Source organism: Rhodococcus sp. NPDC057014, assembly GCF_042673295.1.
Taxonomy (GTDB): domain Bacteria; phylum Actinomycetota; class Actinomycetes; order Mycobacteriales; family Mycobacteriaceae; genus Rhodococcus_F.
The window spans coordinates 1-22,478 of sequence record NZ_JBHUSF010000132.1 but is presented as its reverse complement, the minus strand read 5'-3'; the positions used below and the strand labels follow the sequence as shown (position 1 = coordinate 22,478).

General features: G+C 65.8%; 21 protein-coding genes. 17 read left to right on the top strand and 4 right to left on the bottom strand.

The annotated features are described in order from the left end of the window. Nucleotides 1-32: 32 nt before the first annotated feature. Both ACFTZB_RS24055 and ACFTZB_RS24050 read right to left on the bottom strand, forming a co-directional pair. Nucleotides 33-644 carry a TetR/AcrR family transcriptional regulator gene (locus ACFTZB_RS24055; RefSeq protein WP_378434728.1) on the bottom strand — a complete coding sequence of 204 codons (612 nt, stop codon included), beginning with the start codon at nt 642-644 and terminating at the stop codon, nt 33-35. Between the two features lie 106 nt (nt 645-750). Continuing rightward, the gene (locus ACFTZB_RS24050) at nt 751-2,277 is read right to left on the bottom strand and encodes a class I adenylate-forming enzyme family protein (protein ID WP_378434726.1); all 1,527 of its coding nucleotides are present in this window, start codon (nt 2,275-2,277) and stop codon (nt 751-753) included. Between the two features lie 921 nt (nt 2,278-3,198). Here ACFTZB_RS24050 and ACFTZB_RS24045 point away from each other — a divergent pair. The 16 genes from ACFTZB_RS24045 to ACFTZB_RS23970 all read left to right on the top strand — a co-directional run bounded on the left by ACFTZB_RS24045 (nt 3,199) and on the right by ACFTZB_RS23970 (nt 20,075). Then, complete coding sequence (locus tag ACFTZB_RS24045) at nt 3,199-4,566, top strand: MFS transporter (RefSeq protein WP_378434724.1); 1,368 nt, start codon at nt 3,199-3,201, stop codon at nt 4,564-4,566. 81 nt (nt 4,567-4,647) lie between these two features. Next, the gene (locus ACFTZB_RS24040; protein ID WP_378434721.1) at nt 4,648-5,883 is read left to right on the top strand and encodes a CaiB/BaiF CoA transferase family protein; all 1,236 of its coding nucleotides are present in this window, start codon (nt 4,648-4,650) and stop codon (nt 5,881-5,883) included. Beyond that, complete coding sequence (locus ACFTZB_RS24035; RefSeq protein WP_378434719.1) at nt 5,880-6,671, top strand: enoyl-CoA hydratase/isomerase family protein; 792 nt, start codon at nt 5,880-5,882, stop codon at nt 6,669-6,671. Before ACFTZB_RS24040 ends, ACFTZB_RS24035 begins: the two co-directional genes overlap by 4 nt. Then, nucleotides 6,668-7,891, top strand: a complete 1,224-nt coding sequence (locus ACFTZB_RS24030) for an acyl-CoA dehydrogenase family protein (RefSeq protein WP_378434717.1) — start codon at nt 6,668-6,670, stop codon at nt 7,889-7,891. Before ACFTZB_RS24035 ends, ACFTZB_RS24030 begins: the two co-directional genes overlap by 4 nt. Then, on the top strand, nt 7,888-8,640 hold the full coding sequence (locus tag ACFTZB_RS24025) for an SDR family NAD(P)-dependent oxidoreductase (RefSeq protein WP_378434714.1): 753 nt from the start codon (nt 7,888-7,890) through the stop codon (nt 8,638-8,640). The genes ACFTZB_RS24030 and ACFTZB_RS24025 overlap by 4 nt, the downstream gene beginning before the upstream one ends. A gap of 19 nt (nt 8,641-8,659) precedes the next feature. Next, nucleotides 8,660-9,538, top strand: coding sequence for a 3-hydroxyacyl-CoA dehydrogenase family protein (locus tag ACFTZB_RS24020; protein ID WP_378434712.1), 879 nt, complete (start codon nt 8,660-8,662; stop codon nt 9,536-9,538). 9 nt (nt 9,539-9,547) lie between these two features. Then, complete coding sequence (locus ACFTZB_RS24015; RefSeq protein WP_378434710.1) at nt 9,548-10,435, top strand: 3-hydroxyacyl-CoA dehydrogenase family protein; 888 nt, start codon at nt 9,548-9,550, stop codon at nt 10,433-10,435. A 1-nt stretch (nt 10,436) separates the two neighbouring features. Continuing rightward, nucleotides 10,437-11,213 carry an enoyl-CoA hydratase-related protein gene (locus ACFTZB_RS24010; RefSeq protein WP_378434708.1) on the top strand — a complete coding sequence of 259 codons (777 nt, stop codon included), beginning with the start codon at nt 10,437-10,439 and terminating at the stop codon, nt 11,211-11,213. Beyond that, the gene (locus tag ACFTZB_RS24005; protein ID WP_378434706.1) at nt 11,210-12,280 is read left to right on the top strand and encodes an acyl-CoA dehydrogenase family protein; all 1,071 of its coding nucleotides are present in this window, start codon (nt 11,210-11,212) and stop codon (nt 12,278-12,280) included. Before ACFTZB_RS24010 ends, ACFTZB_RS24005 begins: the two co-directional genes overlap by 4 nt. After that, on the top strand, nt 12,277-13,944 hold the full coding sequence (locus tag ACFTZB_RS24000) for an AMP-binding protein (protein WP_378434704.1): 1,668 nt from the start codon (nt 12,277-12,279) through the stop codon (nt 13,942-13,944). The genes ACFTZB_RS24005 and ACFTZB_RS24000 overlap by 4 nt, the downstream gene beginning before the upstream one ends. Continuing rightward, the gene (locus ACFTZB_RS23995; RefSeq protein ID WP_378434702.1) at nt 13,941-15,071 is read left to right on the top strand and encodes a CaiB/BaiF CoA transferase family protein; all 1,131 of its coding nucleotides are present in this window, start codon (nt 13,941-13,943) and stop codon (nt 15,069-15,071) included. Before ACFTZB_RS24000 ends, ACFTZB_RS23995 begins: the two co-directional genes overlap by 4 nt. Before the next feature lie 27 nt (nt 15,072-15,098). Then, entirely contained in the window at nt 15,099-16,082 is a 984-nt protein-coding gene (locus ACFTZB_RS23990; protein WP_378434700.1) for an NADPH:quinone oxidoreductase family protein, read from the top strand. After that, the gene (locus tag ACFTZB_RS23985) at nt 16,082-16,525 is read left to right on the top strand and encodes a MaoC/PaaZ C-terminal domain-containing protein (protein ID WP_378434698.1); all 444 of its coding nucleotides are present in this window, start codon (nt 16,082-16,084) and stop codon (nt 16,523-16,525) included. Before ACFTZB_RS23990 ends, ACFTZB_RS23985 begins: the two co-directional genes overlap by 1 nt. Continuing rightward, entirely contained in the window at nt 16,522-17,721 is a 1,200-nt protein-coding gene (locus tag ACFTZB_RS23980) for a thiolase family protein (RefSeq protein WP_378434696.1), read from the top strand. Before ACFTZB_RS23985 ends, ACFTZB_RS23980 begins: the two co-directional genes overlap by 4 nt. Then, nucleotides 17,718-18,560, top strand: coding sequence for a 3-hydroxyacyl-CoA dehydrogenase family protein (locus ACFTZB_RS23975; RefSeq protein ID WP_378434694.1), 843 nt, complete (start codon nt 17,718-17,720; stop codon nt 18,558-18,560). The genes ACFTZB_RS23980 and ACFTZB_RS23975 overlap by 4 nt, the downstream gene beginning before the upstream one ends. 771 nt (nt 18,561-19,331) lie before the next feature. After that, complete coding sequence (locus ACFTZB_RS23970) at nt 19,332-20,075, top strand: FadR/GntR family transcriptional regulator (RefSeq protein WP_378434692.1); 744 nt, start codon at nt 19,332-19,334, stop codon at nt 20,073-20,075. 597 nt (nt 20,076-20,672) lie between these two features. On the opposite strand, the gene ACFTZB_RS23965 is transcribed toward ACFTZB_RS23970, so the two are convergent. Beyond that, nucleotides 20,673-20,873: a hypothetical protein gene (locus ACFTZB_RS23965; protein ID WP_378434690.1), complete on the bottom strand. Its 201-nt coding sequence runs from the start codon at nt 20,871-20,873 to the stop codon at nt 20,673-20,675. Between the two features lie 331 nt (nt 20,874-21,204). After that, on the bottom strand, nt 21,205-21,534 hold the full coding sequence (locus ACFTZB_RS23960; RefSeq protein WP_378434688.1) for a hypothetical protein: 330 nt from the start codon (nt 21,532-21,534) through the stop codon (nt 21,205-21,207). Between the two features lie 511 nt (nt 21,535-22,045). Here ACFTZB_RS23960 and ACFTZB_RS23955 point away from each other — a divergent pair. Then, the gene (locus ACFTZB_RS23955) at nt 22,046-22,330 is read left to right on the top strand and encodes a hypothetical protein (protein ID WP_378434686.1); all 285 of its coding nucleotides are present in this window, start codon (nt 22,046-22,048) and stop codon (nt 22,328-22,330) included. Nucleotides 22,331-22,478: the final 148 nt, after the last annotated feature.

Below are 22,478 nucleotides of genomic sequence, written 5' to 3'. Positions count from 1 at the left end.
CCGTGACGGTGCCGGGCCGAAGCTGTTGTCGATCAGTGGGAGTCGTCGACGCCGAGCTGGCGCAGTGCCATGGTGATGTAGGTGTTGACGACCTTGTCGAGGGACTTGGGCCCTCCAGGCTTGTACCAGGACGACACGTGCGCGCCCTGCGCCAGAATGGAATACGTCTGCAACTTCGCGTCGAGGACGTCGGTGCCGGTCTCCTTGGCGACATCCTTGACCAGTTTCTGCAGGAGCCGCTCGTACTCGGCGCGCTTGGCGAGGACCTCGTCGAGGTCGCCGTTGCTGAGCGACCGCAGCTCGGAATTGCCGATGAAAACTTCCCGCGCATGCTCGGCGTGGTAGCGGATATGGCAGTCCACGGCCGCCTTGAACCGGTCCACCGCATTGCCCTCGACACCGTCGAGGGCAATGCTCACCGCTTCGAGGAGCTCGTCCATGACCGACACCATGATGTCGGTGAGGAGCTCTTCCTTGCCGCTGATGTGGTTGTAGAGGCTGCCGACCTGGATGCCGACCTCACTGGCGACCGTGCGCAGTGAGGTGGCCTCGTAGCCGTGTGCGTAGAACAGCTTGGCTGCGGCCTCGCGAATAGCTACATTGGTGCGCGCGCCGCCGCGTGTCACCCGAGTTGCTCGAGTCACTGTGCCCCCTCCGAAGTAAAGTAGACGGTCCCTGCAGGGGCCGGCGAGCGTTCAAGAACAATCGTACGTTAGTCAGCGGCGTTTTTCGTGGTCAACTTTGCGGCGGTCACCAGCCCATGGTCGCCCGGATGTTGGTCTTGACGATCTTGCCGCTGGGGTTGATCGGCAGGGCGTTCGGCCCGACAAGGGCAATCATCTTCGGGACCTTGTAGCCGGCCAGGTGCTCACGCAGGAACGAGGCGATCTCCCCCTCCGTGACGGTCTTACCCGGGCGCACGGCGATGACCGCGCGGACCTCTTCGTCCCATTCCTCGCTGGGAACACCGAGAACGGCGGCTTCCATCACCGCCGGGTGGGTGTGGAGCAGCTGCTCGATCTCCGAGCTGTAGACGTTCTCGCCGCCGGTCTTGATCATGTCCTTGGCCCGGTCCCGGAAGTAGAGGTAGCCCTGCTCGTCGCGAACCGCCAGATCACCGGTGCGGAGCCAGCCGTCCTTGAGGACCTCCGCGGTGGCGTCCGGTCGTCCGAAGTATCCGGTCATCAGGTTGGGACCCCGAACGCAGATCTCGCCGATCTCACCGACGGCACTGGGGGTGCCGTCGTAGAGGTCTCGGAGTTCGACCTCGGTAAGCAGGTATTCGGTGCCGATCGATCCGTCGATCTCGGGTCGTAGCATGTCCTGCGGCTGCAACCGGGTGACCATCGGACCGGCCTCGGTCAGTCCGTAGCGGAAGAACAGCTCGACATCAGGGATCAACTCGGAGACCGCCAGCTTGTCCGGCATCCGCAGCAACCCGGCACCGGTGTGCAGGGCCTTGAAGTGGCTGCGGAACCCGTCCGTATCGAAGGTGCCCGCCTTGAGCATGCGCCGGATCATGTTGGGTACGAGGAACATGTTGGTGATCGACTCGCGGGCGACGAGATCCGCGATCTCCTCTTCCACGAACTTGTGGACGAGAACGGAGCTGTTGCCGGTCACGTAATGCGGCAGGAACCAGCACAGCAACGCCGCGGAGTGGAACAGCGGGGTCACGATGAGGCCGCGGTCATTCGCCCTGCCCCCGATCCGACAGTCAGCGATTTCGTTGACCGCATTGGTCAATATCGCCGAGTGCGAGAGCACGACGCCCTTGGAGAAGCCGGTGGTGCCTCCGGTGAACAGGATGCAGGCCGCATCCGACGGGCCAACCGGTACGCCGTGGAGTGGCTCCGAGCGCAGAAGGTGGTCGAACTCGTCACCCTCGTGAACGATCGTGACCGGTGCCTTCAGGCCTCCGCTGGTCAGCACCTCCGCGACGGCACCGTCGAAGCCGTCGCCGACGAGCACCACGCGGGCGCCGGTCTCGTTGATCCCGTGCGCCAGTTCGGCGGCTGCCCACCTCCAGTTGTACGGAACGAAGGCAGCCCCGGCGGCCACGATTCCGAGGAAGGTTTCGATACTGAAGGCGGTGTTGCCGGCCAGAACGCCGACGGTGTCGCCGGGCTCGACACCGCGCGCCCGCAGGCCGGCGGCGATCCGCCACGCTCGGTCGGCGAGTTCTCCATGGGTGAGCCGCCGCGTCCCGTCGAAGATCGCTTCGCGCCCGGGCACCAGCCGCTCGTTACGACGAATCGCGTCGACGAGAGTAAACATCGTTCTCCTTAGACGTGCAGGCGTTGTGTGGTCTCCAACACTACGTCAGACGTACGTACGTTCGCTAGTCCCACCCTATATTCTTCCGTCATGCCGCCAACCGAGTCCGCACCGGCCCGCCAGTTCCGCGTCGTGGAATCACGACGGCAGCGCCGCCCCCAGCGGCCACCTTCTCCGACCGCCGAGATCAGGCCCTGCCCGTTGCGCCACTCGCGGACTTCCACCCGCAAAGCATGGCAGCCCCATAACCGAGCAGCCGAGCGCATTGAGGATCGGACATGTACCCATCGGGGTGAAATGACGAATGCCGAGCCCGCACTCGCCGAATCAAGAGCGCCGAATTCGGACACCGGCGCCGAGTCCACTCACCAGGAGCGCACGCCGACCTACGGAACTAGGAAGCTTCCGGCCCTTCTTCATCGCACAGCCGTCGCAGATAAGTGCAGACGGTGCCGTTTCTGCCCGAAAATTCACTGGATTGGACACCTCTGTTGCGCCATGAGAGGTGTGGGCAGTCGTCTATGCAGTCCGAAGCGCCAGCGTCGCGGCGGGACTGCCCGGGACTTGCCGGTGCGGCGCGCGTCACGCACTCCCGCAGGTTCCCACCTCGTCAATCGGTGCCAGTTACAACGCGACACTCATTTCACCGACATGAAGAGCCTGCCCGTCGGGCTTTCTTGCATCGATTGGCGATTCGGCCCCCTGTAACGCCCGCTGCGGCGTCCCTCGCAACTCGTCCTCGTCCTTGCGGACGTAGCCGCAAAACACCACAAACGTCGCCAGTGCCAGAATGTACAGATGCTTAAATGTCCAACCTTGCGCTTGATGTCTACTGTCGTCTACAGTCGGCTTCATCACCGAACGTGGCCTGCGTAACAACTACGGTCTTCGGCTACAAGGTCCCGTCAGGGAAGGAAAATCATGGTCACTTCGCCGGAGCAACCGAAGGTTCCGATTGCTCGGATCGCGGCCGCCAGTCTCGTGGGTACGACAATCGAGTTCTTCGATTTCTTCATCTTCGGGACGGCTGCCGCCCTCGTCTTCAATAAGCTGTTCTTTCCCGCCCTCAGCCCGCTGATCGGCACCCTGGCAGCGTTCGCCACCTTCGGCGTCGCGTTCGTCGCTCGCCCGCTGGGCGCTTTGATCTTCGGTCACTTCGGCGACCGGATCGGTCGCAAGCAGATGCTCGTCACCAGCCTGCTGATGATGGGCCTGGGTACGGTTCTGGTTGGGGCATTGCCCACCTATGAGCAGGTCGGAATGCTGGCACCGATCCTTTTAGTGCTTTGCCGATTACTGCAAGGCCTCGCCCTCGGTGGCGAGTGGGGCGGTGCCGTCCTGATGGCTGTCGAACATGCTCCGAAGGGCAAGCGCGCGTTCTACGGCAGTTGGCCGCAGGTGGGCGTCCCCTTCGGTTTGGTCCTCGCGACCGCGATGTTCTTCTTCGTGAAGCAGCTCTCGGACGAAGCGATGCAGTCGTGGGGTTGGCGAATTCCGTTCTTGCTCAGTGCCGTACTCGTTCTCACGGGTCTGTACATCCGGCTTAAGATCGAGGATTCGCCGGCGTTTGTGGCGCTGAAGATAAACAACCAGGAGGAGCGCTTTCCAGCCGCGGTCGTCTTCCGCAAGGCTTGGAAGGGAGTCATTCTGGGTGCTCTTGCTGTCGCCGCCGCGAACATTCCCTTCTATATGGCGACTGTCTTCGCCTTGACCTACGGCGCTGACGACGGCATCGGAAAGAATTCGATCCTCGGAGCGGTATGTATCGCCTCCCTCATACAAATGGCAACGATCCCGTATGCGGGCATCCTGTGCGACCGGTTCGGTCGCAGGCCGCTTCTCCTGATCGGCTCGGCCGCGACGGTGCTCTTGGCGTTTCCGTTCTTCTGGTTGATCGACACTCACCACCCGTTGGCGATTTTGCTTGCACTGATCTTGGCGCTGCCGATCTGCCACTCACTCACGTACGCACCGCAGGCCAGCTTCATTCCGGAGATCTTCCCGACCCGGCTTCGTTACAGCGGTGCGGGCATCGCGTACACGCTCGGGGGTCTCGTCTTCAGTGCGCCTGTGCCGTTCGTCGCGGCCGCACTATTCGATTCTTTCGATGCAGCGTGGCCGCTGTCGCTCTACATCGCACTCGGTGGTGTCCTCACCTTCTTCGCGGTGGCTGTGTCGAGGGAAACGGTCAACGACGACATCGACTGGAGCGAGCGTCCGGACGAGCGAAACGAAAGCGTCCAGCTTGAAAGTGCACCCGGCGAATACCGCCTTACCGGCGGTGTATGACCTCGTGAGTTGCCCGCCGGACGCCGGACGGTCCACGGTTTTGAAATCTTCCAATCGAGTCCCTAATCACGAAGGATGACGATGACAATGAACGTCGAGAACGAGGGCCCGCTGCACGGGTTGCGAGTGGTCGACATGACCACCTCGTACGCCGGTCCCACCGCCGCGATGTACCTCGCTGATCTCGGTGCCACGGTCATCAAGGTCGAGCGACCGGGCCACGGCGACGACGCCCGCACCTGGGGGCCGCCGTTCGTCGACGGGGCTTCCGCCTGGTTCGCATCGGCGAACCGCAACAAGAAGTCACTGGTGGTCAATCTTCGATCCGACGAAGGACGCGAGGTGCTGCTGCGGCTGCTCGACACCGCGGACGTCTTCCTTCAGAACATGAACCCCGCCAAGCTGGACCGGATGGGCATTGACGGCGAGAGTCTGCGCTCGCGAAACCCGCGCCTGATCTACTGTGCGATGTCTGGCTTCGGCCTGGACGGTCCGGACAGCGAGCTGCCCGGGTACGACCTCGTCGCTCAGGCACGCTCCGGGCTGATGTCGGTCACCGGCGAGAAGGGCGGCAGCCCCCAACGCGTCTCGACCGCCCTGTCCGATGTGGTGACCGGAATGTGCGCCGCGATCGCGATCAACGCTGCTGCGGTGCGGCAGGCCCGCACCGGCGAGGGCGAGATCATCGACGTCTCCCTGCTCGATACCGATCTCGCGCTGATGGCACCCCGGATCGCCTCGTACCTTGCCGGCGAACCGGAACCAGCGCCCAGCGGCGGGACCGACTCGGTACTCGCGGTCTACCAGCCCTTCGAGGCGGCCGACCGCAGCATGGTGATTGCGATCGGCAACGACGCGATGTGGCAGCGGTTCTGCGCGGCCGTCGGACTACCCGACCTCGCTGCGGACCCCGTCCTGGCGGACAACGCCGGACGCCGCGCGCACCGCCCGCGGATTACCGCGGCCGTCTCCGAGCGACTGGCGACCCGGACCGCTGCGGACTGGCTGAATATTTTGGGCGAGGTCGACGTGCCGGCTGCGCTGGTGCAGACACTGTCCGAAGTGGTGAAGGACCCACAGGTGATCGCGCGCGGCGCGCTGATGCCGGTACCGGACTCGGCCGGCGACCTGTTCACCGTGCACAGCCCGTTCCGACTCGCCTCGACTCCGCCCCGTAACGAGCGTTTTCCCGAACTCGGCGCCGACACCCGCGAGGTGCTCCGGGGGCTCGGCTTCAGTCACGACGACGTCTCCGGCCTGCTAGCGGACGGAGTAGTAATGGAATCTTCTGCTACCCGTGAGGAGGTGGCATCATGAGCGTTCTGACCATCGAGCGTGCTGGTGCGGTTACGACGCTGACGATCAATCGACCCGACGCGTTCAACGCACTGAACACCGACGTGATCGGCGCCCTGCTGGAGGCGGTGACCGCCGCGGAGAATGACCCGGCGGTACGTGCAGTCGTGCTCACCGGCAGCGGGGAGAAGGCGTTCAGTGCCGGCGCGGACCTGAAGGAACTCGCCGGCATGGGGCCGGATCGAGCCCGGCAGGTCCTTAGTTCAGGTCAGCAAGCCTTCCGCATCATCGAACGGTCGTCGGTACCGATCATCGCTGCCGTCAACGGAGTCGCGCTCGGCGGCGGTTTCGAGTTGGCCCTCGCATCGACTTTCCCCGTGTTGTCGATGAAAGCGTCGCTGGGACTACCCGAATCGGGACTGGGCCTGATCCCTGGATACGGCGGGACCCAGCGGTTGCCTCGGGCGGTGGGACAGCGCGTGGCGGTGCACCTGATGGTGACCGGTAGTCGCCTCGATGCGGACCGCGCGTACGCGCTCGGACTGACTCCGGTCCCACCGGTCGCGCCTGAGGAGTTACTGGCCGCCGCGACCGGCATCGCCGAGAAGATCGCGGCACAGGGGCCGCTGGCGGTCCGTGCCATCCTGCATGCGCTCGAGGTCGGTCGTGATGCCCCGCTCGATGCCGGACTCGGAGTGGAGACCGGTCTGGCGGCACTCGCCGTGGCGGGAGAAGAATCCACGGAGGGGATCGGCGCGTTCCTCGAGCGCCGTCCCGCGAAGTTCGCGAACCCGGAGGCACAGCGATGAGCGTCGAGCCACTCGAGATCGATACCGACCCGAAGGCCTATCTGGCGTTGCACGACCTGCTCGACGAGCCGGCCGCCGACGCTGCCCTCACCGACCGCGAGCGCGAGGTGCGTACCCGGACCCGTGATGTCGTGGCCCGTGAGGTCGCGCCGCGCGCCGCGCACCTCGACGCCACCCATGAATTCGCCGACGAGAGCGTCCAGGCGCTTGCGGCGGCCGGTCTGTGCGGACTGGTCTTCCCCGAGCACCTCGGCGGCAGCGGTGACACCAACGTGGCCTATGCGGTGGCGATGGAGGAGATCACCGCAGGCTGCGCCGCGACGAGCCTGGTGTTCATGACGCAGATGCACGCCGCCTACCCGATTCTGCTCGCCGGCACCGACGAGCTGCAGCGCCGCTACATTCAGGGTCTGCTCGACGGCTCCCGCTATGGCTCCCTCGGAATCACCGAACCGGACGCCGGGTCGGACGTGTCCAGCCTGACCACCACCGCCACCCCCACCGGTGACGGGTGGTCACTCAGTGGGCAGAAGACGTTCATCACTACCGGTGACCGCGCCGACGTGATCATCTGCTTCGCCACGGTGGACCGCTCCCGTGGCCGTGACGGCATCACCGCCTTCGTCGTCGACGGAAGCTGGGACGGGGTCGGCCACGGACGGCCATTCCACAAGATGGGCATGCACGGCTCGACCACCTCGGAGCTGTTCTTCGACCAGGTGGCCATCCCGCGCGAGAATCTCCTCGGCGAAGAGGGCAAGGGTTGGTCGGTGGTGATGAGCTCGGTGGTCAAATCCCGGATCAGCGCCGCTGCCCAGGGCGTCGGACTCGCCCGTGCGGCCTACGCCCGGACACTGGCTGCGCTGACCCGGTTGCACGGTCACCGACTCTCCGACGAACACACCTTCGCTCTCGCGGACCTGCGCGGCCGAATCCTGCAGGGCCGGTTACTGTTGCATGCGGTAGCCCGCCAGGTCGACACCGATCCGCACCTCACTCCGGGGCAGATCGGGGTGATGAAGCAGTCCTGCACCGACCTCGGTTTCGCTGCCTCGGTTGAGGCCACCCGCATCCTCGGCCCCTACGGTGACCTCACCGACCTCGGTGTCGAGCGGTGCCTGCGAGACGCGAAGGTCACCCAGATCTATGACGGCACCAACGAAATTCAGCGGCTGCTCATCGGCCGCGAGACCACCCGCGCGATGAAGGAGCTCGCATGACATCACTCGAGGGCAAGGTCGCGATCGTCACCGGCGCCGGCCGTGGGCTCGGCCGGGCGATGGCACAGGCGCTCGTCGAGGCCGGAGCCGCGGTGAGTGTCGCTGCTCGTACGGCCACCGAACTCGACAGCTTCGTCGACGAGGCGAAGGCGGCCGGCGGCCAGGCGCTCGCCTGTCCCACCGATATCACCGACGAGGCCTCGGTGGAGCGGATGGTGGAAGCCACCGTGGAAACCTTCGGCCGGGTGGACATCCTGGTCAACAACTCCGGGATCGTCGCCACCACCCCGCTCGTCGAGCAGTCGGCAGACGAATGGGATCGGGTCGTCGCCACCAACCTGCGGGGGACGTTCCTGGCGACGCGGGCGGTCGGTACGCGACTGCTCGCGCAGAAGTCGGGCAAGGTCGTCAACATCGCCTCCAACTTCGCCCTGCAGGGTGTGGCCAACCATGCCGCCTATTCGGCGTCGAAGGCCGGTGTCATCGCCTTCACCCGGTCGATGGCGATCGAGTGGGCGCGGTACGGCGTCCAGGTCAATGCCATCGCTCCGGGATACTTCGCCACCCCACTGAACGCGGAAATGCGTGAGGACGCCGATGCGCTGGCGAAGGTGGTGCGTGCCATTCCCGTCCGTCGGATGGGTGAGCCGGACGAGCTCAAGCCCTGGCTGCTGCTGCTCGCCAGCAAGGACTCGAACTTCATGACCGGCGAAGTCATCGTCATCGACGGTGGCCAGAGCGTCCGCTGACACCGATTCAGGAGAACCAGTGAGTAACGACAGCAAGACGGTCGCCGTCCTCGGCGCCGGAACCATGGGCTCAGGAATCGCGACCGTGATGGCCCGTGCGGGCCACCACACGATCCTCTTCGACATCAACGAGACGAATCTGCAGCGCGGGATCGACACGGTGCACGGCTTCTTCGACAAGAGCGTCAAGATCGGCAAGCTCGACGCCGCCGCCGGCCAGTCCGCCAAGCGTGCCCTCGTCGGTACCACCGATCTCACCGATCTCGCACCGTGCGACGTTATCGTCGAAGCGGTCTTCGAAGACCTCCAGCTCAAGAAGGACACGTTCGGACGCCTCGACGACATCGTTTCGGAGTCAACGCTTTTCCATACCAATACCTCGACCCTGTCGGTGACCGGCATCGCGTCCGGTTCGCGGCTGCCCGAGCGGGTCGTGGGCACCCACTACTGCAACCCGGCACCGCTGATGAAGCTCGTGGAGGTGGCCGACGGCCGGCACACCGCCGACTGGGCGCACAAGGCGACCCTCGAATTCCTCGGTTCACTGGGCAAGACCAGCGTGGTCACCAAGGACCGGCCCGGGTTCATCGTCAACCGTTTCCTGATCCCGTGGGAGAACTCCTGCATCCGTGCCCTAGAGGCCGGTCTGGGCACCAAGGAGTCGATCGATGCGGCCGTCCTCGGGTCCCTCGGTCACCCGATGGGACCGTTCCGACTCCTCGACATCGTGGGCATGGACATTCACCAGCAGGTCGCGACCCGACTGTATGAGCAGTTGCGCGATCCGAGGTTCTTCCCGCCGCCGATGGTCGAACGGATGGTCGCCGCAGGCGATCTGGGCCGCAAGACCGGTCGCGGTTTCTACGAGTACGACAACACCCGACTCTTCGGGTCCTGAGGAGCAGTCATGAGCGAGTCCACTATCGACTTCCCAACGATCGGCGTCCTCGGCTTCGGCACCATGGGTGCCGGGATCGCCCAGGTGTTCGCCGCCGCCGGCCGCACAGTCATCGTCCTCGACACCGACCAGCAGCGGATCGACGCCGGCATCGCGACCGTCGCCGAGTTCCTCGACGGCGGCATCGCGCGGGGTAAGGCGACGGAGGAGGACAAGGCTGCGATCCTCGGCAGGATCACCGGCACGACCGCCGTGGCCGATTTCGCCGGTGTCGACGCCGTCCTCGAGTCCGTCACCGAGAACGCTGCGGTGAAGCAGGCGCTGTTGTCCGAGGTGGCCACCGTCGTGGGAGCGCAGACCCCGATCCTCACCAACACCTCCGCGCTGTCGGTCACCGACCTCGCTGCCGCGCTGCCGAATCCCGCTCGGGTCGCCGGCCTGCACTTCTTCAATCCCGCACCGGTGATGCAGACGGTGGAAATCGTCCGTGCCCTGCAGACCGACGAGACCCTCGTCGAGCGGCTCGTCGATTTGGTGCACGCGCTCGGCGACAAGTTCCCGGTCGTGGTCAAGGACCGTCCCGGCTTCCTGGTCAATTCCCTGCTGCTGCCGTATCTGAACGATGTCATCCAGGAACTTGACGACGAGCTCGCCACCGCCGAGGACATCGACGTCGCCCTCGAACTCGGCCTCGGCTACAAGACCGGGCCGCTGAAGATGCTCGATACCATCGGCCTCGACGTCCACCTCCACGCCACCCAGGCCGCGTACGAGGCGACCGCGGATGCGCGGTACGCGCCGCCGCCGCTGCTGCGCCAGATGGTCGCCGCCGGCCGGCTCGGCAACAAGAACGGCCTCGGATTCCGCACCGAACAACCAAACCACGGGAGCAACTGACATGGCATACGACGACATCCTCACCACCCTCGACGGACCGGTGCTGACCATCACCCTCAACCGTCCCGACGCCGGCAACAAGTTCCGCCACCAGACCTGCCTGGAACTGTTCGACGCGCTGCAGAAGTTCCGCCTCGACCCGCAGCTGCGTGCGGCCGTGCTGACCGGTGCCGGTGAGAAATTCTTCTGCATCGGCGGCGAGCACGACCCGATCACCTCGCTCGACCAGTCCCAGGTCCTGCCGATCATCGACGTCTACCAGGCGATCGACACCATCTCGAAGCCGATCATCGCCGCCGTCAACGGATTCGCGGTCGGCGGTGGAAACGTGCTGCACACCGTGTGTGATCTGACCATCGCCGCCGAGAACGCCGTCTTCCGGCAGGTCGGTCCCATGGTCGGCAGCTTCGACGCCGGATACGGCAGCTGGTACCTCGAGGACACCATCGGCCGCAAGCGCGCCAAGGAGATGTGGTACCTGAACAAGAAGTACAGCGCCGAGCAGGCCCGGGAGATCGGCCTGGTCAACGAAGTCGTCGCCCCGGAAGAGTTGCAGGCCCGGGCCGCCGAGGTCGCCCGCGAGATCACCACCCGCAGCCCACTGGCGATCGGCGGCATGAAGGGTGCCTTCTCCGCCCGGCACAACGGTGTTTCCGGACAGGCCCGCATGGCCCACGACCAGCAGCTCACCCTGTACCTGCAGACCCAGGAGGCGCACGAGGTCAGCGCCGCGTTCGGTGAGCGGCGCCAGCCCAAGCCGGAAAGCTTCTGGTCATGAGTTGGTCGTCAGGGTGGTGGGGTCCGGCGCTGCACGGTGACAACCGTGATGTGCGGGCCATGCTCGACTCCTTCGTCGCCGCCCACGACCCGGTCCTCGGCGACGACCCCACGGCGGTCACCGCTCTGGTCACTGAGCTCGCCGAGCTCGGGATCTGGACCGTCGGCACCGCAGAATCCGCCGGCGGCGGCGGCGCCGGGCGGGAGCTGTCGGTGGTCGCCCTCGAACGTCTCGGCCGGGCCTGGCCCGCCCTGGGATGGGCATCCGCGCAGGCGCATGCGGCTGTCGACGTCCTCGCCGGTGATGATCGCTTCACCGATCTGGTCACTCGGATCCACGCCGGAGCGGCGGCGGTCGCGGTCGTCGACGCCAGCTCACCCCACGTCCGCCTGGCATTGAGCGGTGACACCCTCAGTGGTGCGATCGACCGGGTGGATGCCGCCGCCGAGAGCCCGCACGTGCTGGTGTTGGTCGATGACGACGCTGCCGTGCTGGTTGCCCCCGGTGCTACGACCGCGACACCGCTGCGCCGCACCGGACTCGGCGGCGCCTTCACCCGGTCCCTGGAGGTACAGGCCACCGGCGGTGATGTCCACGAGCTGACAGCAGTCGACATCACCTCCGCCCGGGCGCGGCTGCGAATCGGGGCTGCCGCGGTCGCGGCCGGTATCGCGGGCGCTGCGGCAGAGGACGCCGCGGATTACGCATCCGGTCGCCGCCAGTTCGGCGCCGCGCTGACCGCGATTCCGACCGTGCGGCAGTCCCTGCTCGGGCAGGCCACCCGCTCGGTTACCGCGTTGAGTGCAGTCCTCGCGGCCGGCGACGACGCCGTGCAGACGCTCGCCGTCGCCCGCGACGGTTGCGACGGCGCGATCGACGTCGCTGCCGCCGCGCTGCAATCCCACGGGGGTTACGGCTACCTCGCCGAGTACAGCGCCGAGCGCCGTCTGCGCGACGCGGTCTCGCTGCGCGCCGCGGTCGACACCCAGGGCGGCGCCATCGCGGCCGGACGCACCCTCGTCGGCCTTGCCCCAGCGTCCACCTCCCTCCGGAAGGAGGCGTCATGACGACACCGACGCACGCACCGCTGGCCGAGGTGCTGGGTGGGCAGTACACCCCGATCGACGATGAGACCGCCGCAGCGTGGCGGGCAGCCGGGTGGTGGGAAGGCCGATCGATCCGGTCACTGCTCACCGAAGCCGCCGAGAAGAACCCGGACCGTGTCGCCCTGGTCGGCCACCGGACCAACGGCGGCCGCGTCACCCGCACCTACCGGGAGTTCGACCGCAACGCCCACCAGGCGGCCGGCGTCTTCGCCTCGCTCGGGGTCGGGGTCGGTGACGCGGTCGTGCTGATGCTCCCGAATTGGGTCGAATATCCCGAAATGGTGTTCGGGATCAACGAAATCGGGGCAATCTATGTCGGCATCCCGGTCGCCTACGGGGAAAACCAGGCCGCCGCGATTCTGCGCCGCAGCAAAGCGAAGGTGCTGGTTGTCCCACGTCGCTGGCGCAGCAACGACAACCTCGAACTCGCCCGCACCCTGCGCGCCCAGATTCCCACGCTCGAGCACATCGTCGTCCTCGACGAGGACGGCGCGGACCTTCGCTGCGGCGAGTCCCTCTGGTCCAGCCACGCTCAGGCCCCCCTCCGGGACTTCCCGGATCCGGATCCGAGCCGGGTCTGCTACTTCGGTTTCACCTCCGGCACCACCGGGGAACCCAAGGGCGCCATGCACAGTCACGACACCCTCATCTATTCCATTCGTAGGCAGGCGGAGCATGTCGGACCGAAAGTGTATGGCGAGCATATGATTCAGCTCGTCGCGTCACCGGTCGGTCATCACACCGGGTTTGCGTGGGGCATCGTGTTCACCGTGCTCCTGGCCGGGACCGCGGTGCACGTGGACCGCTGGGAACCGAATTGGGGTGCACAGGTGATCCGCGACGAAGGCATCACCACGTTCTTCGGTGCCCCCACCTTCCTCCAGGACATGCTGCGCACCGATTTGGCCGGGGACCCGAACTGCCCACTGAAGTGCCTGGTGATCGCCGGTTCGTCCGTGCCACGGAATTTGCCCGCCCAGGCGCAGGCGGCGCTTGGCGCCTACATCTGTCCCGCCTGGGGCATGACCGAGTGCAGCATCATCATTTCCTGCACCCCGGCCGAGCCGGCGGACATCCAGCGCACCGACGGATCCGTCTTCGCCGGTTCGGAAGTTCGGGTTGTCGACCTGGACGGGAACGCGGTACCCGCCGGTGAGATCGGGGACCTGTTGATGCGCGGCCCGGCAGTGATCTACGGCTACTACGACCGGCCGGATGCGACCGCGGACGCGTACCTCCCGGGGCTGTGGTTCAGGACCGGGGACCGGGCAAGCATCGACGAACACGGCTGGGTATCGCTGCGCGGGCGCACCAAGGACATCATCATCCGCGGCGGCGAGAACATCCCCGTCACCGACGTCGAATCGGTCATCTTCGACCATCCCGACGTGGTCAACGCTGCCGTCGTCGGGCTCCCCGACGAGCGACTCGGCGAACGAATCTGTGCGGTCTTGGTCGCCAAGGCCGAGCGCCCGGAGCTTACCGTGGACACGCTCGGGGAATACCTGCTCGCGCAGGGACTCTCCAAGCATTACCTACCCGAACGGGTCGTCAACCTTCCTGAACTACCGATGACGCCGAGCGGAAAGATTCAGAAGTTCAAACTGCGGGAGATGATCGGGTGAGTAACCTGGAACTGCCCCTCGCCGGTGTGAAGGTCCTGGACCTGTCCACCCTGTTGCCCGGACCCCTCGCGACCCTGATGCTGGCAGACGCCGGCGCGGATGTGATCAAACTCGAGCGACCGGGCCGAGGCGACGAAATGCGCACGTATGAGCCGAAGTTCGGTGAGGCAAGCGCAAACTACGCCGTACTCAACCGCGGCAAGCGCGCGTACGCGGTCGACTTCAAAGACCCGACCCAGCGCGACCGGGTTCTCGAGCTCGCGGCCCAGGCGGACGTCGTGATAGAGCAGTTCCGGCCCGGTGTCGCCGACCGACTCGGACTCGGATATGAGGCGATGAAGGCGGTCAACCCGCAGGTCGTGTACTGCTCGATCACCGGGTACGGCCCCACCGGAAGTCATGCCGCGCGCGCTGGCCACGACCTGAACTATCTGGCCGAGTCCGGGCTGCTCGGAGTCGTCGCCGACGCCAGCGGTGCCCCCGCACTGCCGGTGACGGTGCTGGCCGACATCGCGGGCGGAACCTATCCGGCGGTGGTCAACATCCTGCTCGCGCTGCGCCAGGCCGAGCGCACCGGGGAAGGCAGCCACCTCCAGGTGTCGATGGCGCACAACCTGCAGATGCTCGGCTACGGCTACTTCGCCGCCCACCAGGCGGGGGGACAGTGGCCTCGGCCCGGCGCCGAACAACTGACCGGCGGCAGTCCCCGCTATCACATCTATCCCACCTCCGACGGCCGACACATTGCCTGTGCCGCCCTGGAACAGAAGTTCTGGGACCGGCTCGTCGAACTCGTCGGCCTGGACGACAAGTTCCGTGACGACGACGGGCAGGAACAGGCGGTCATTGCGGCCCTGGCAGACGTCTTCGCCTCCCAAACCGCGCACCACTGGAGCACCATCCTCGATGGCGAGGACGTCTGCACCGTCATCGTCGCCACCTGGGACGAAGCGGTCCAGGCAGGTCTGGTCGACGTCTCTGGTCCGGATCGTGTGTCCGCACCCGACACCGACGGTGCGTCGTTTGCGACGTTCGCCAGCCCTGTCGACCCGGCGCTGCGAAGGGACGCAGACACCGTGCCGTACCCCACACTTGCCTCCCTGCCCGACGGTTCTCCCTGGTCCTGAGACCGCTTGTACTCGAAAGGAACACGCATGCGCGCCGCACTGGTCAAGGAATTCGGGCCCCCGTCCACCCTGGTGGTCGAAGAAGTCCCGGATCTGGTTCCGGGACCCGGTGAGGTCGTGATCGAGGTCGGTGCATCCAGCATCAACTTCCCGGACATCCTCGTCGTCGAGGGCACCTACCAAAACCTTCCGACTCGGCCGTTCAGCCCAGGCAAGGAAGCGGCCGGACGAGTGATCGGGGTCGGCGAGGGTGTCGATCGCATCGCCGTCGGTCAGCGAGTCCTGACTCTGGTCGAATACGGCTGCTACGCCGAACAATTGGTGGTGCCCGAGGATCTCGTGATGGAGATTCCGGACAGCCTCGGTTACGAACAAGCAGCGGCCGCCGGATTGGTGTACTCCACTGCCCACTTCGGATTACTGCGTCGGGGTCAGCTGAAGCCGGGAGAGACGGTGCTCGTCACCGGTGCCGGAGGCGGCGTCGGATCGGCCGGCGTGCAGTTGGCGAAGGCCTGCGGCGCCCGGGTCGTCGCCCTCGCCCAGGACGAGGCCAAGGCCGAGCTCGCCCGGCGTCAAGGCGCCGACGTCGTCCTCACCTCGACGCCGGATACACTGCGCGACGATCTGCTCGCCGCGACCGACGGCAAGGGCGTCGACGTCGTTCTGGAAATGCTCGGGGGTGACTTCCTCACCCAGATCATCCGCGCCACCGCGTGGGAAGGGCGGATCGTCATCGTCGGGTTCGCCTCCGGCGGACAGAACCCGATCAAGCCCGGTCACATCCTGGTCAAGAGCATCAGCGTCGTCGGGCTGCAGAGCAGCGACTACCGCGACCGCGATCCCGCCCTGACGCGCGCGACGATGGCCGAGATCTTCGACTTGCTCGACCAGGGCAAACTGGACGCGGCCGTCGACACCACCTTCCCCCTCGACGAGGTCGGTGACGCCCTGCAGTACGTCAAAGACGGCAAGGTCAAGGGCAAGGTTGTGGTCACGACCGGGCTCGGCTGATGACACTGTGGTTCGACGACCTGACAGTGGGACGGTCGTGGAACAGCTCGACGCGGACGGTCACCGAGGCCGACGTCGGCGACTTCGCCACCGGGGATCGCAATCCCTTGCACACCAGCGCGGAATACGCGACGCGCACCGTGTTCGGCACCCGCATCGCCGACGGTCTGCTCGGCCTCACCCTCGCCCACGGACTGATGTGGACCCTCACCGGTGAGCCCGACGACTCGATCCCCGCTTTTCTCGGCGTCAAGGACTGGCAGTTCGTCGGGCCCATCCACTTCAAGGACACCGTCCGCGCTGAGTACGCGGTCGTCGCCCAGCGGCCCTCGACTACGAAGGCGGCCCGCGGTGTTGTCGAGTTCGCGGTCACCGTGCTCAACTACGACGCCGTTGTCCAGAAGGGTGTCCAAGCGATGCTCATTGTGAAGGAGAATCAATGATCGGGGCATACCTCTATGCCGCCGCACGTACCCCGTTCGGCCGTTTCGGAGGAGCGCTCGCCGGCGTGCGTCCAGACGACCTTGCCGCCACCGCTGTCTCAGGTGTGCTTGCCAAGGTTCCGCACCTCGATCCGGAGACGGTCGGGGAGGTCGTCTTCGGCAACGCAAACGGAGCGGGCGAGGAGAACCGCAACGTCGGCCGCATGGCTGTGCTATTGGCGGGACTACCGACGAGCGTGCCGGCCACGACAGTGAATCGGCTGTGCGGATCCTCACTGGACGCGGCGATGATCGGCTCCCGGACTGTTGAGTCGGGGGACGCCGACCTCGTCGTGGTCGGGGGGGTCGAATCGATGACCCGTGCCCCCTGGGTACTGCCGAAGCCGTCGCGGGCATACCCTGCGGGAGACGCCGCAGCGGTGTCGACCACGCTGGGGTGGCGTCTGGTGAACCCGAAGATGCCGGCGGAATGGACGGTGTCGTTGGGTGAATGCAATGAAATGCTGGCGGACCGATTCATGATTTCTCGCGAGCGGCAGGATGCGTTCGCAGTCCGGTCACACCGCAACGCCGATATCGCATGGACGGGTGGGTTTTACGATGATCTCGTGGTGGGTGTTCCGGGTGCGGATCTGCGCCGCGACGAGGGGATCCGCCCGGAGTCGACAACCGAAAAGTTGTCGGGACTGACCCCGTCATTTCGACCAGGTGGGACGATTACCGCGGGCAATGCGAGCCCACTCAACGACGGCGCGTCGGCGTTGCTTCTGGGCTCTGCCGACGTATCAGATCGGATCAAGGCCGCGCCGTTGGCACGGATCGCCGGACGCGGAACTCATGCGCTCGACCCGCAGGCCTTCGGATTCGCTCCCGTGGAGGCCGCCAACAAGGCATTGGATCGAGCCGGGATCCGCTGGGACGACGTGGGAGCGGTCGAACTCAACGAGGCGTTCGCGGTGCAGACGCTGGCCTGTATCGACACCTGGAAGATCGACCCCGACATCGTCAACACCTGGGGTGGAGCGATCGCGATCGGCCACCCACTCGGCGCATCCGGGGCCCGAATCCTCGGAACTCTCGCGCATCGCCTGGTCCGCGATCGACTGCGGTGGGGTGTGGCAGCCATTTGTATCGGAGTCGGCCAGGCCCTGGCCGTCGTTCTCGAAAACGTCTCGTCCGAAACGGAGCAACCATGACAGTCCCCACAAGCGTTGGTGTCTACGGCGGCGGCAGAATGGGTGCGGGAATCGCGCACGCCTTTCTTCTTGCCGGCGCCACCGTCACCCTCATCGAAGCCGACGACAACGCCGCCGCAGCAGCAACGAACCGTGTTCGCGCCAGCCTGACCAAGGCCGCCGAACGCGGAACACTCACAGAGTCGGTCGAAGAGGTTCTCGATCGGGCGAAGGCCATTACTGATCCGGCAAGCCTCGCGGGGTGTGGCCTCGTCGTCGAAGCAGTACCGGAAATCGTTGATCTCAAGGCTCGGGTTCTTCAGCGGATCGAGGTGTTCGCCCCGAACGCGGTGGTAGCCACGAACACCAGTTCGCTCTCCGTCGACCAGCTGGCTGCAGGTCTGGTCCGTCCCCAACGGTTCCTCGGCCTGCACTTCTTCAACCCGGTCCCGGCCAGCGAACTGGTGGAAATCGTCGTCGGCGCCAAGACCGAGGCGCAACTGATCACAGATGCCCAGGGATGGGTGACCGCATTGGGCAAGACCGCCATCACCGTCACGGATTCTCCCGGATTCGCATCCTCCCGGCTCGGCGTTGCCATCGCGCTGGAAGCGATGCGGATGCTCGAAGACGGTGTGGCCTCGGCCGAAGATATCGATACCGCGATGACCTTGGGCTACAAACACCCGATCGGACCGCTGCGCACCACGGACATCGTCGGACTGGATGTACGGCTGGCAATCGCGGAACATCTCGCCCGCGAAGTCGGTGATCGTTTCGCGCCACCGGCAATCCTGCGCGAGAAGGTTGCCGACGGACACCTCGGCCGAAAATCCGGCCAAGGGTTCTACTCCTGGTGAGTCCCGCCCGCGGCGTCAAATTTTGAGCCGACCGGGTAGCTGTCAGAGTCCCGACGGGCGGGACTCGACAGCAACCAGCTCCAACCGAACCACCGTTCACCGCGTGTGCGATCCTCGACTGGCGCCTGGTGTGCCAAATCTGGAACCGTATGGCGCTGAAGGTAGTTCGACACAGCCGAACTTTTGCCCCAACTGGCCGCCTCCCTGCAAGGGCCCGTGCGGCAATATTCGGGGGCCGTTCCGACAACGTGCCGAAGCGTGCACCACTCCCCGACCTGAGCTCGCTCAACGCGAGTGTCCCGGCAAGCATGGGGCAGCAATCGCGGCCCGCCCTCTACGTACCAAGTCGCCAGCGGTCTCGCCGCCCTCCCCACCACCGATAAGACCGCCACCACTTGGAAGCTGCTGGGACGGGTCTCCGAGCGACCGATCGTGGCACGCTCTACCCCCCTCGACTCCCTTCCACGCCGTCCGTGCGGACTGGCCGTTGATATGCAGCAGCCTTACCGCCACGTCCGCGGCCGCGGACGAAGCGGGTACAAAGATACGCAGCACAACATGCGCCGGGATTGTTGGAGAGCTTTCGACCCGCGGCATAAGCCTGGCAGTGCCGTCCATGACGCATGGATACCGAACGGACCAGAACTTTGACCGGCACAACTGTCGTCGGTGACATGGCGACGCGACATCGGTCCAGTCCTGCCTTGTCCACTACGAGTGATACCGTCGGTCTAATGCGAACGTCGAACATTAGCACGAAGGAGGCGAGCAATGCCCACAACGACTGAGGACGGCACGGCACGCAAGGTGATCGGGCAGGCTGTGCTTCGGCCGCGCCAACAAGTCGAAGAAACACTCAAGGCCGCGATCCTCTCCGGCGATCTGAAGAGCGGGGAGATGCTTCCACCGGAGGCGGAACTAGCTCGCCAATTTAATGTCAGTCGGACGACCTTACGTGAAGCGTTGCGCGTCCTCTCGTCCCAGCATCTGATCAACAAGGTTCCCGGTGCGCGTGGGGGCAATTTCGTCCAATCCGTCGATTATCGATCGCTCGGCACCGTCATGACCGAAGCCGTCGACAACCTCCTGACCCTGGGAAGCATCCATTTCGACGAGGTCGCCGACGTTCGCCAGCAGCTTGAGGTTCCCGCCGTACGACTGGCGGCCGTGAACCGCAGCGAAGACGACCTGGCCGAACTTTCCAGCATTGTCAGCAGGCAAAAAACAGCGTCGGTGGATGACCCCGAGATCCCGGACCTCGATCGCCAGTTCCACACGCTGATCGCCCGCGCATCTGGAAACCGTGTGCTGGCGTCACTCGTCGCGGCACTTCACCACGCCACTGAGCCCGTCCACTACTTGGACCTATCACCCGATGTGGGTCGCGAAACCGTACGCCAGCACGGCGCGATCCTTCGGGCGATCAAAAGCCAAAATCCCGATGCGGGTGAGAAGGCGATCGTCGTGCACCTCACCTACCTGCGCCGACACATTCTTGCTCACCGCGAGGGGTGAGCGGATCTCGACGGACACTCCTCACAGAGTTCCCTCATTGCCGACGAGGCCCTGGCCAGCACCGACGATCTCGCGCGGTCAAGTCGCCGAGTCGTTCCTCGAGAACGCCGCGGGCAGTGAGTCCTGGCGATTCACCACGTTCCTGTACGCAGTCGGCCAGGACAGCCCGCGAGACCGAATGAATCGATTCACGATCAGAAGCCTGACCGACTCACGATAGGAGCCGCACCCCCTCCCGGTGGTAGATCACCCGCCTAGCGACCCATCGTCTCCGGTAGAAGAAGGTTCCTGGAGCCGGGCCGACACCTGCATCTTCGCTTAGCCGGCGGGCGGCATCGCTCCGACTCTTGAGGCCGAGTACCTCCGCCAGGACTTGATAGGTGTGCTCGCCGAGCAGCGAAGCACTCGCACGGGAAGGCGGTCGACTGCGCCGAAGCCAAGGGGCGAGGCCGGCGTGGGGTCGGTACCGACGCCTGGCTGCTCCACCATGGAGAACATGGGGTTGTCAGCGGATACTGGCAGCTGATAGCCGGGGGCTGCACTTGGCTACGCCCCAACACAACTCGCACGGCCCTGCCGCGTAGCGTGCCGACACCACTATCCGGTGTGGCGTCCGCTGTAGGCGCACAACACTCCCCAGGCCACGGCGACACCGGCGACCTTGGCCTTGGTCGCGGCATCGGGCAACGCGAGCCCGAAGACCGCGGCATCACCGAAATCGGAGACCACCCGGACCGCGACCGCGGCGCGCAGCGCCGCCCCGGCCGGTGCCGCGGCGAGGGCAAGTCCGCTCGCCACATCGCGCACCCCACCGCCCGGATCACCGTCGCGACCTCGGACGGGACAGCGCCGTCGGCGCGGGTCAGCTTGCAGGGCTTCGCGAGAAGCTTCGGTGAGACGATGATTGCAGCACTGTATGCGGCGGTCAGGACACCCAGCACTCGGGGAAGGACAGGCGCGATGGAAGACCGCATGGCGGTCGGGTACCCCGCACCGGCGCCTCCCACGCCGCAGCCGGGCGGTTCACGTGCACCGGACAGCGGTCAGCAGCGGCGTCGGCGAAGGCTGGTCTGGGCGCCGTCACCGGCTTCCTGACCCCGATCTAGGCGCACCTCGCAGGGCACGACGGCTACGTTGCATTCTCCGGCGACAAGGTCTCGCTCGTCGTCCTCGACCTGGCCCGTCGCGTAGCGTCGCGTCGCGTCGAACCCAAGGTGGCGGTGGTTTCTTCGATTCCGGGCGACGAACACCCCGCCGCCGAACCCGATCCGCGGGGCGGACAGGTCAGGCGTACCCGCTGCTGTGCCGTGGTGATGCCGAGGACGTTGGTCTCCTCGTGGGTGTAGGGGTCGAGTTCGTAGGTGAACAGCCCGGCGATGGTGGTGCGCGCCGGGCGGGCGTTGGCCCTTTCGATCTGTTCCAGCGCGTCCAGCAGGTTGGTCATCGGCGGGTCGTACATCACGACTCCCCCATCCGTTGAGGTCCCACCCCCTCCCTACATCACAATGTGCCATTTCTATGTTGCAACTCGAGAGTGTGGCGGCCACCAACACAGCAGATGAGCGTCGTTAAATCGGCGCCGTTGCACGAACAAGGCCCCCGCCAATTAGCGAGGGCCCCAACGCTTCTAGCTGTTTACAGGTAGTCGACCTCCTCCTCGGAGACCCTCCGGCCGGTTCCCAGCTCGATCAGGGCGACCTTGGCGGCGACGAACTCCTCGTGTGAATCGCCTCCGATCGATGCGCGGTAGCGAGCGCGCGGCCTCCAGTTCGGCGGACCCCTCGACGATTGCAGTGTTGGACATGTACATCCCTCTCGTTGTCGGTGACTCTTACTTCACAATGTGACGTTGTGTTGTTCAAACGAGGTGTGCAGTGGGCGTGTAGTACCGGCGTTTCGCCTGTGTCATGTGTGCGCAGACGACGCATCCAGAAAAGGGCCGAAGGGGAGTATCTATGCGCAGGAGACGATTGAGTGCATCCACCAGGCTGCAACTGGTCATGTTGCCGGCCGCCGCGGTATCGATCGCACAGGCGGCGACCACGATCGCGTCGCCGATGTTGGCGATGTGGGCATTTCTCATCGCCGGCCTCGGCGCGCACGCGTGGTACCGGGCGGCCGAACCGAAGCCGCACGACGGCCGTCGGCCGTCGGCCGTCGGCCGTGACGGCACCCGTCTCGCACCCGTCGCGGGGCCGCGCAATGCGCTCGCACGGGAGAAGGGGACGTGTCATCGTCGCAGTTGGGCGGCCTGATCCGGGTGTCGGACCGTGCGGGCCGGTGATCGGCGGATCCACCGCGGCCGGGTGTGCGGACCCGCTACCGTTCTTGGGTATGGGGACCACCTTCCACGGGCCGAGCCCGTGGCCGCACATCACCCGGGCCATCCGCACCCGCGGGTCC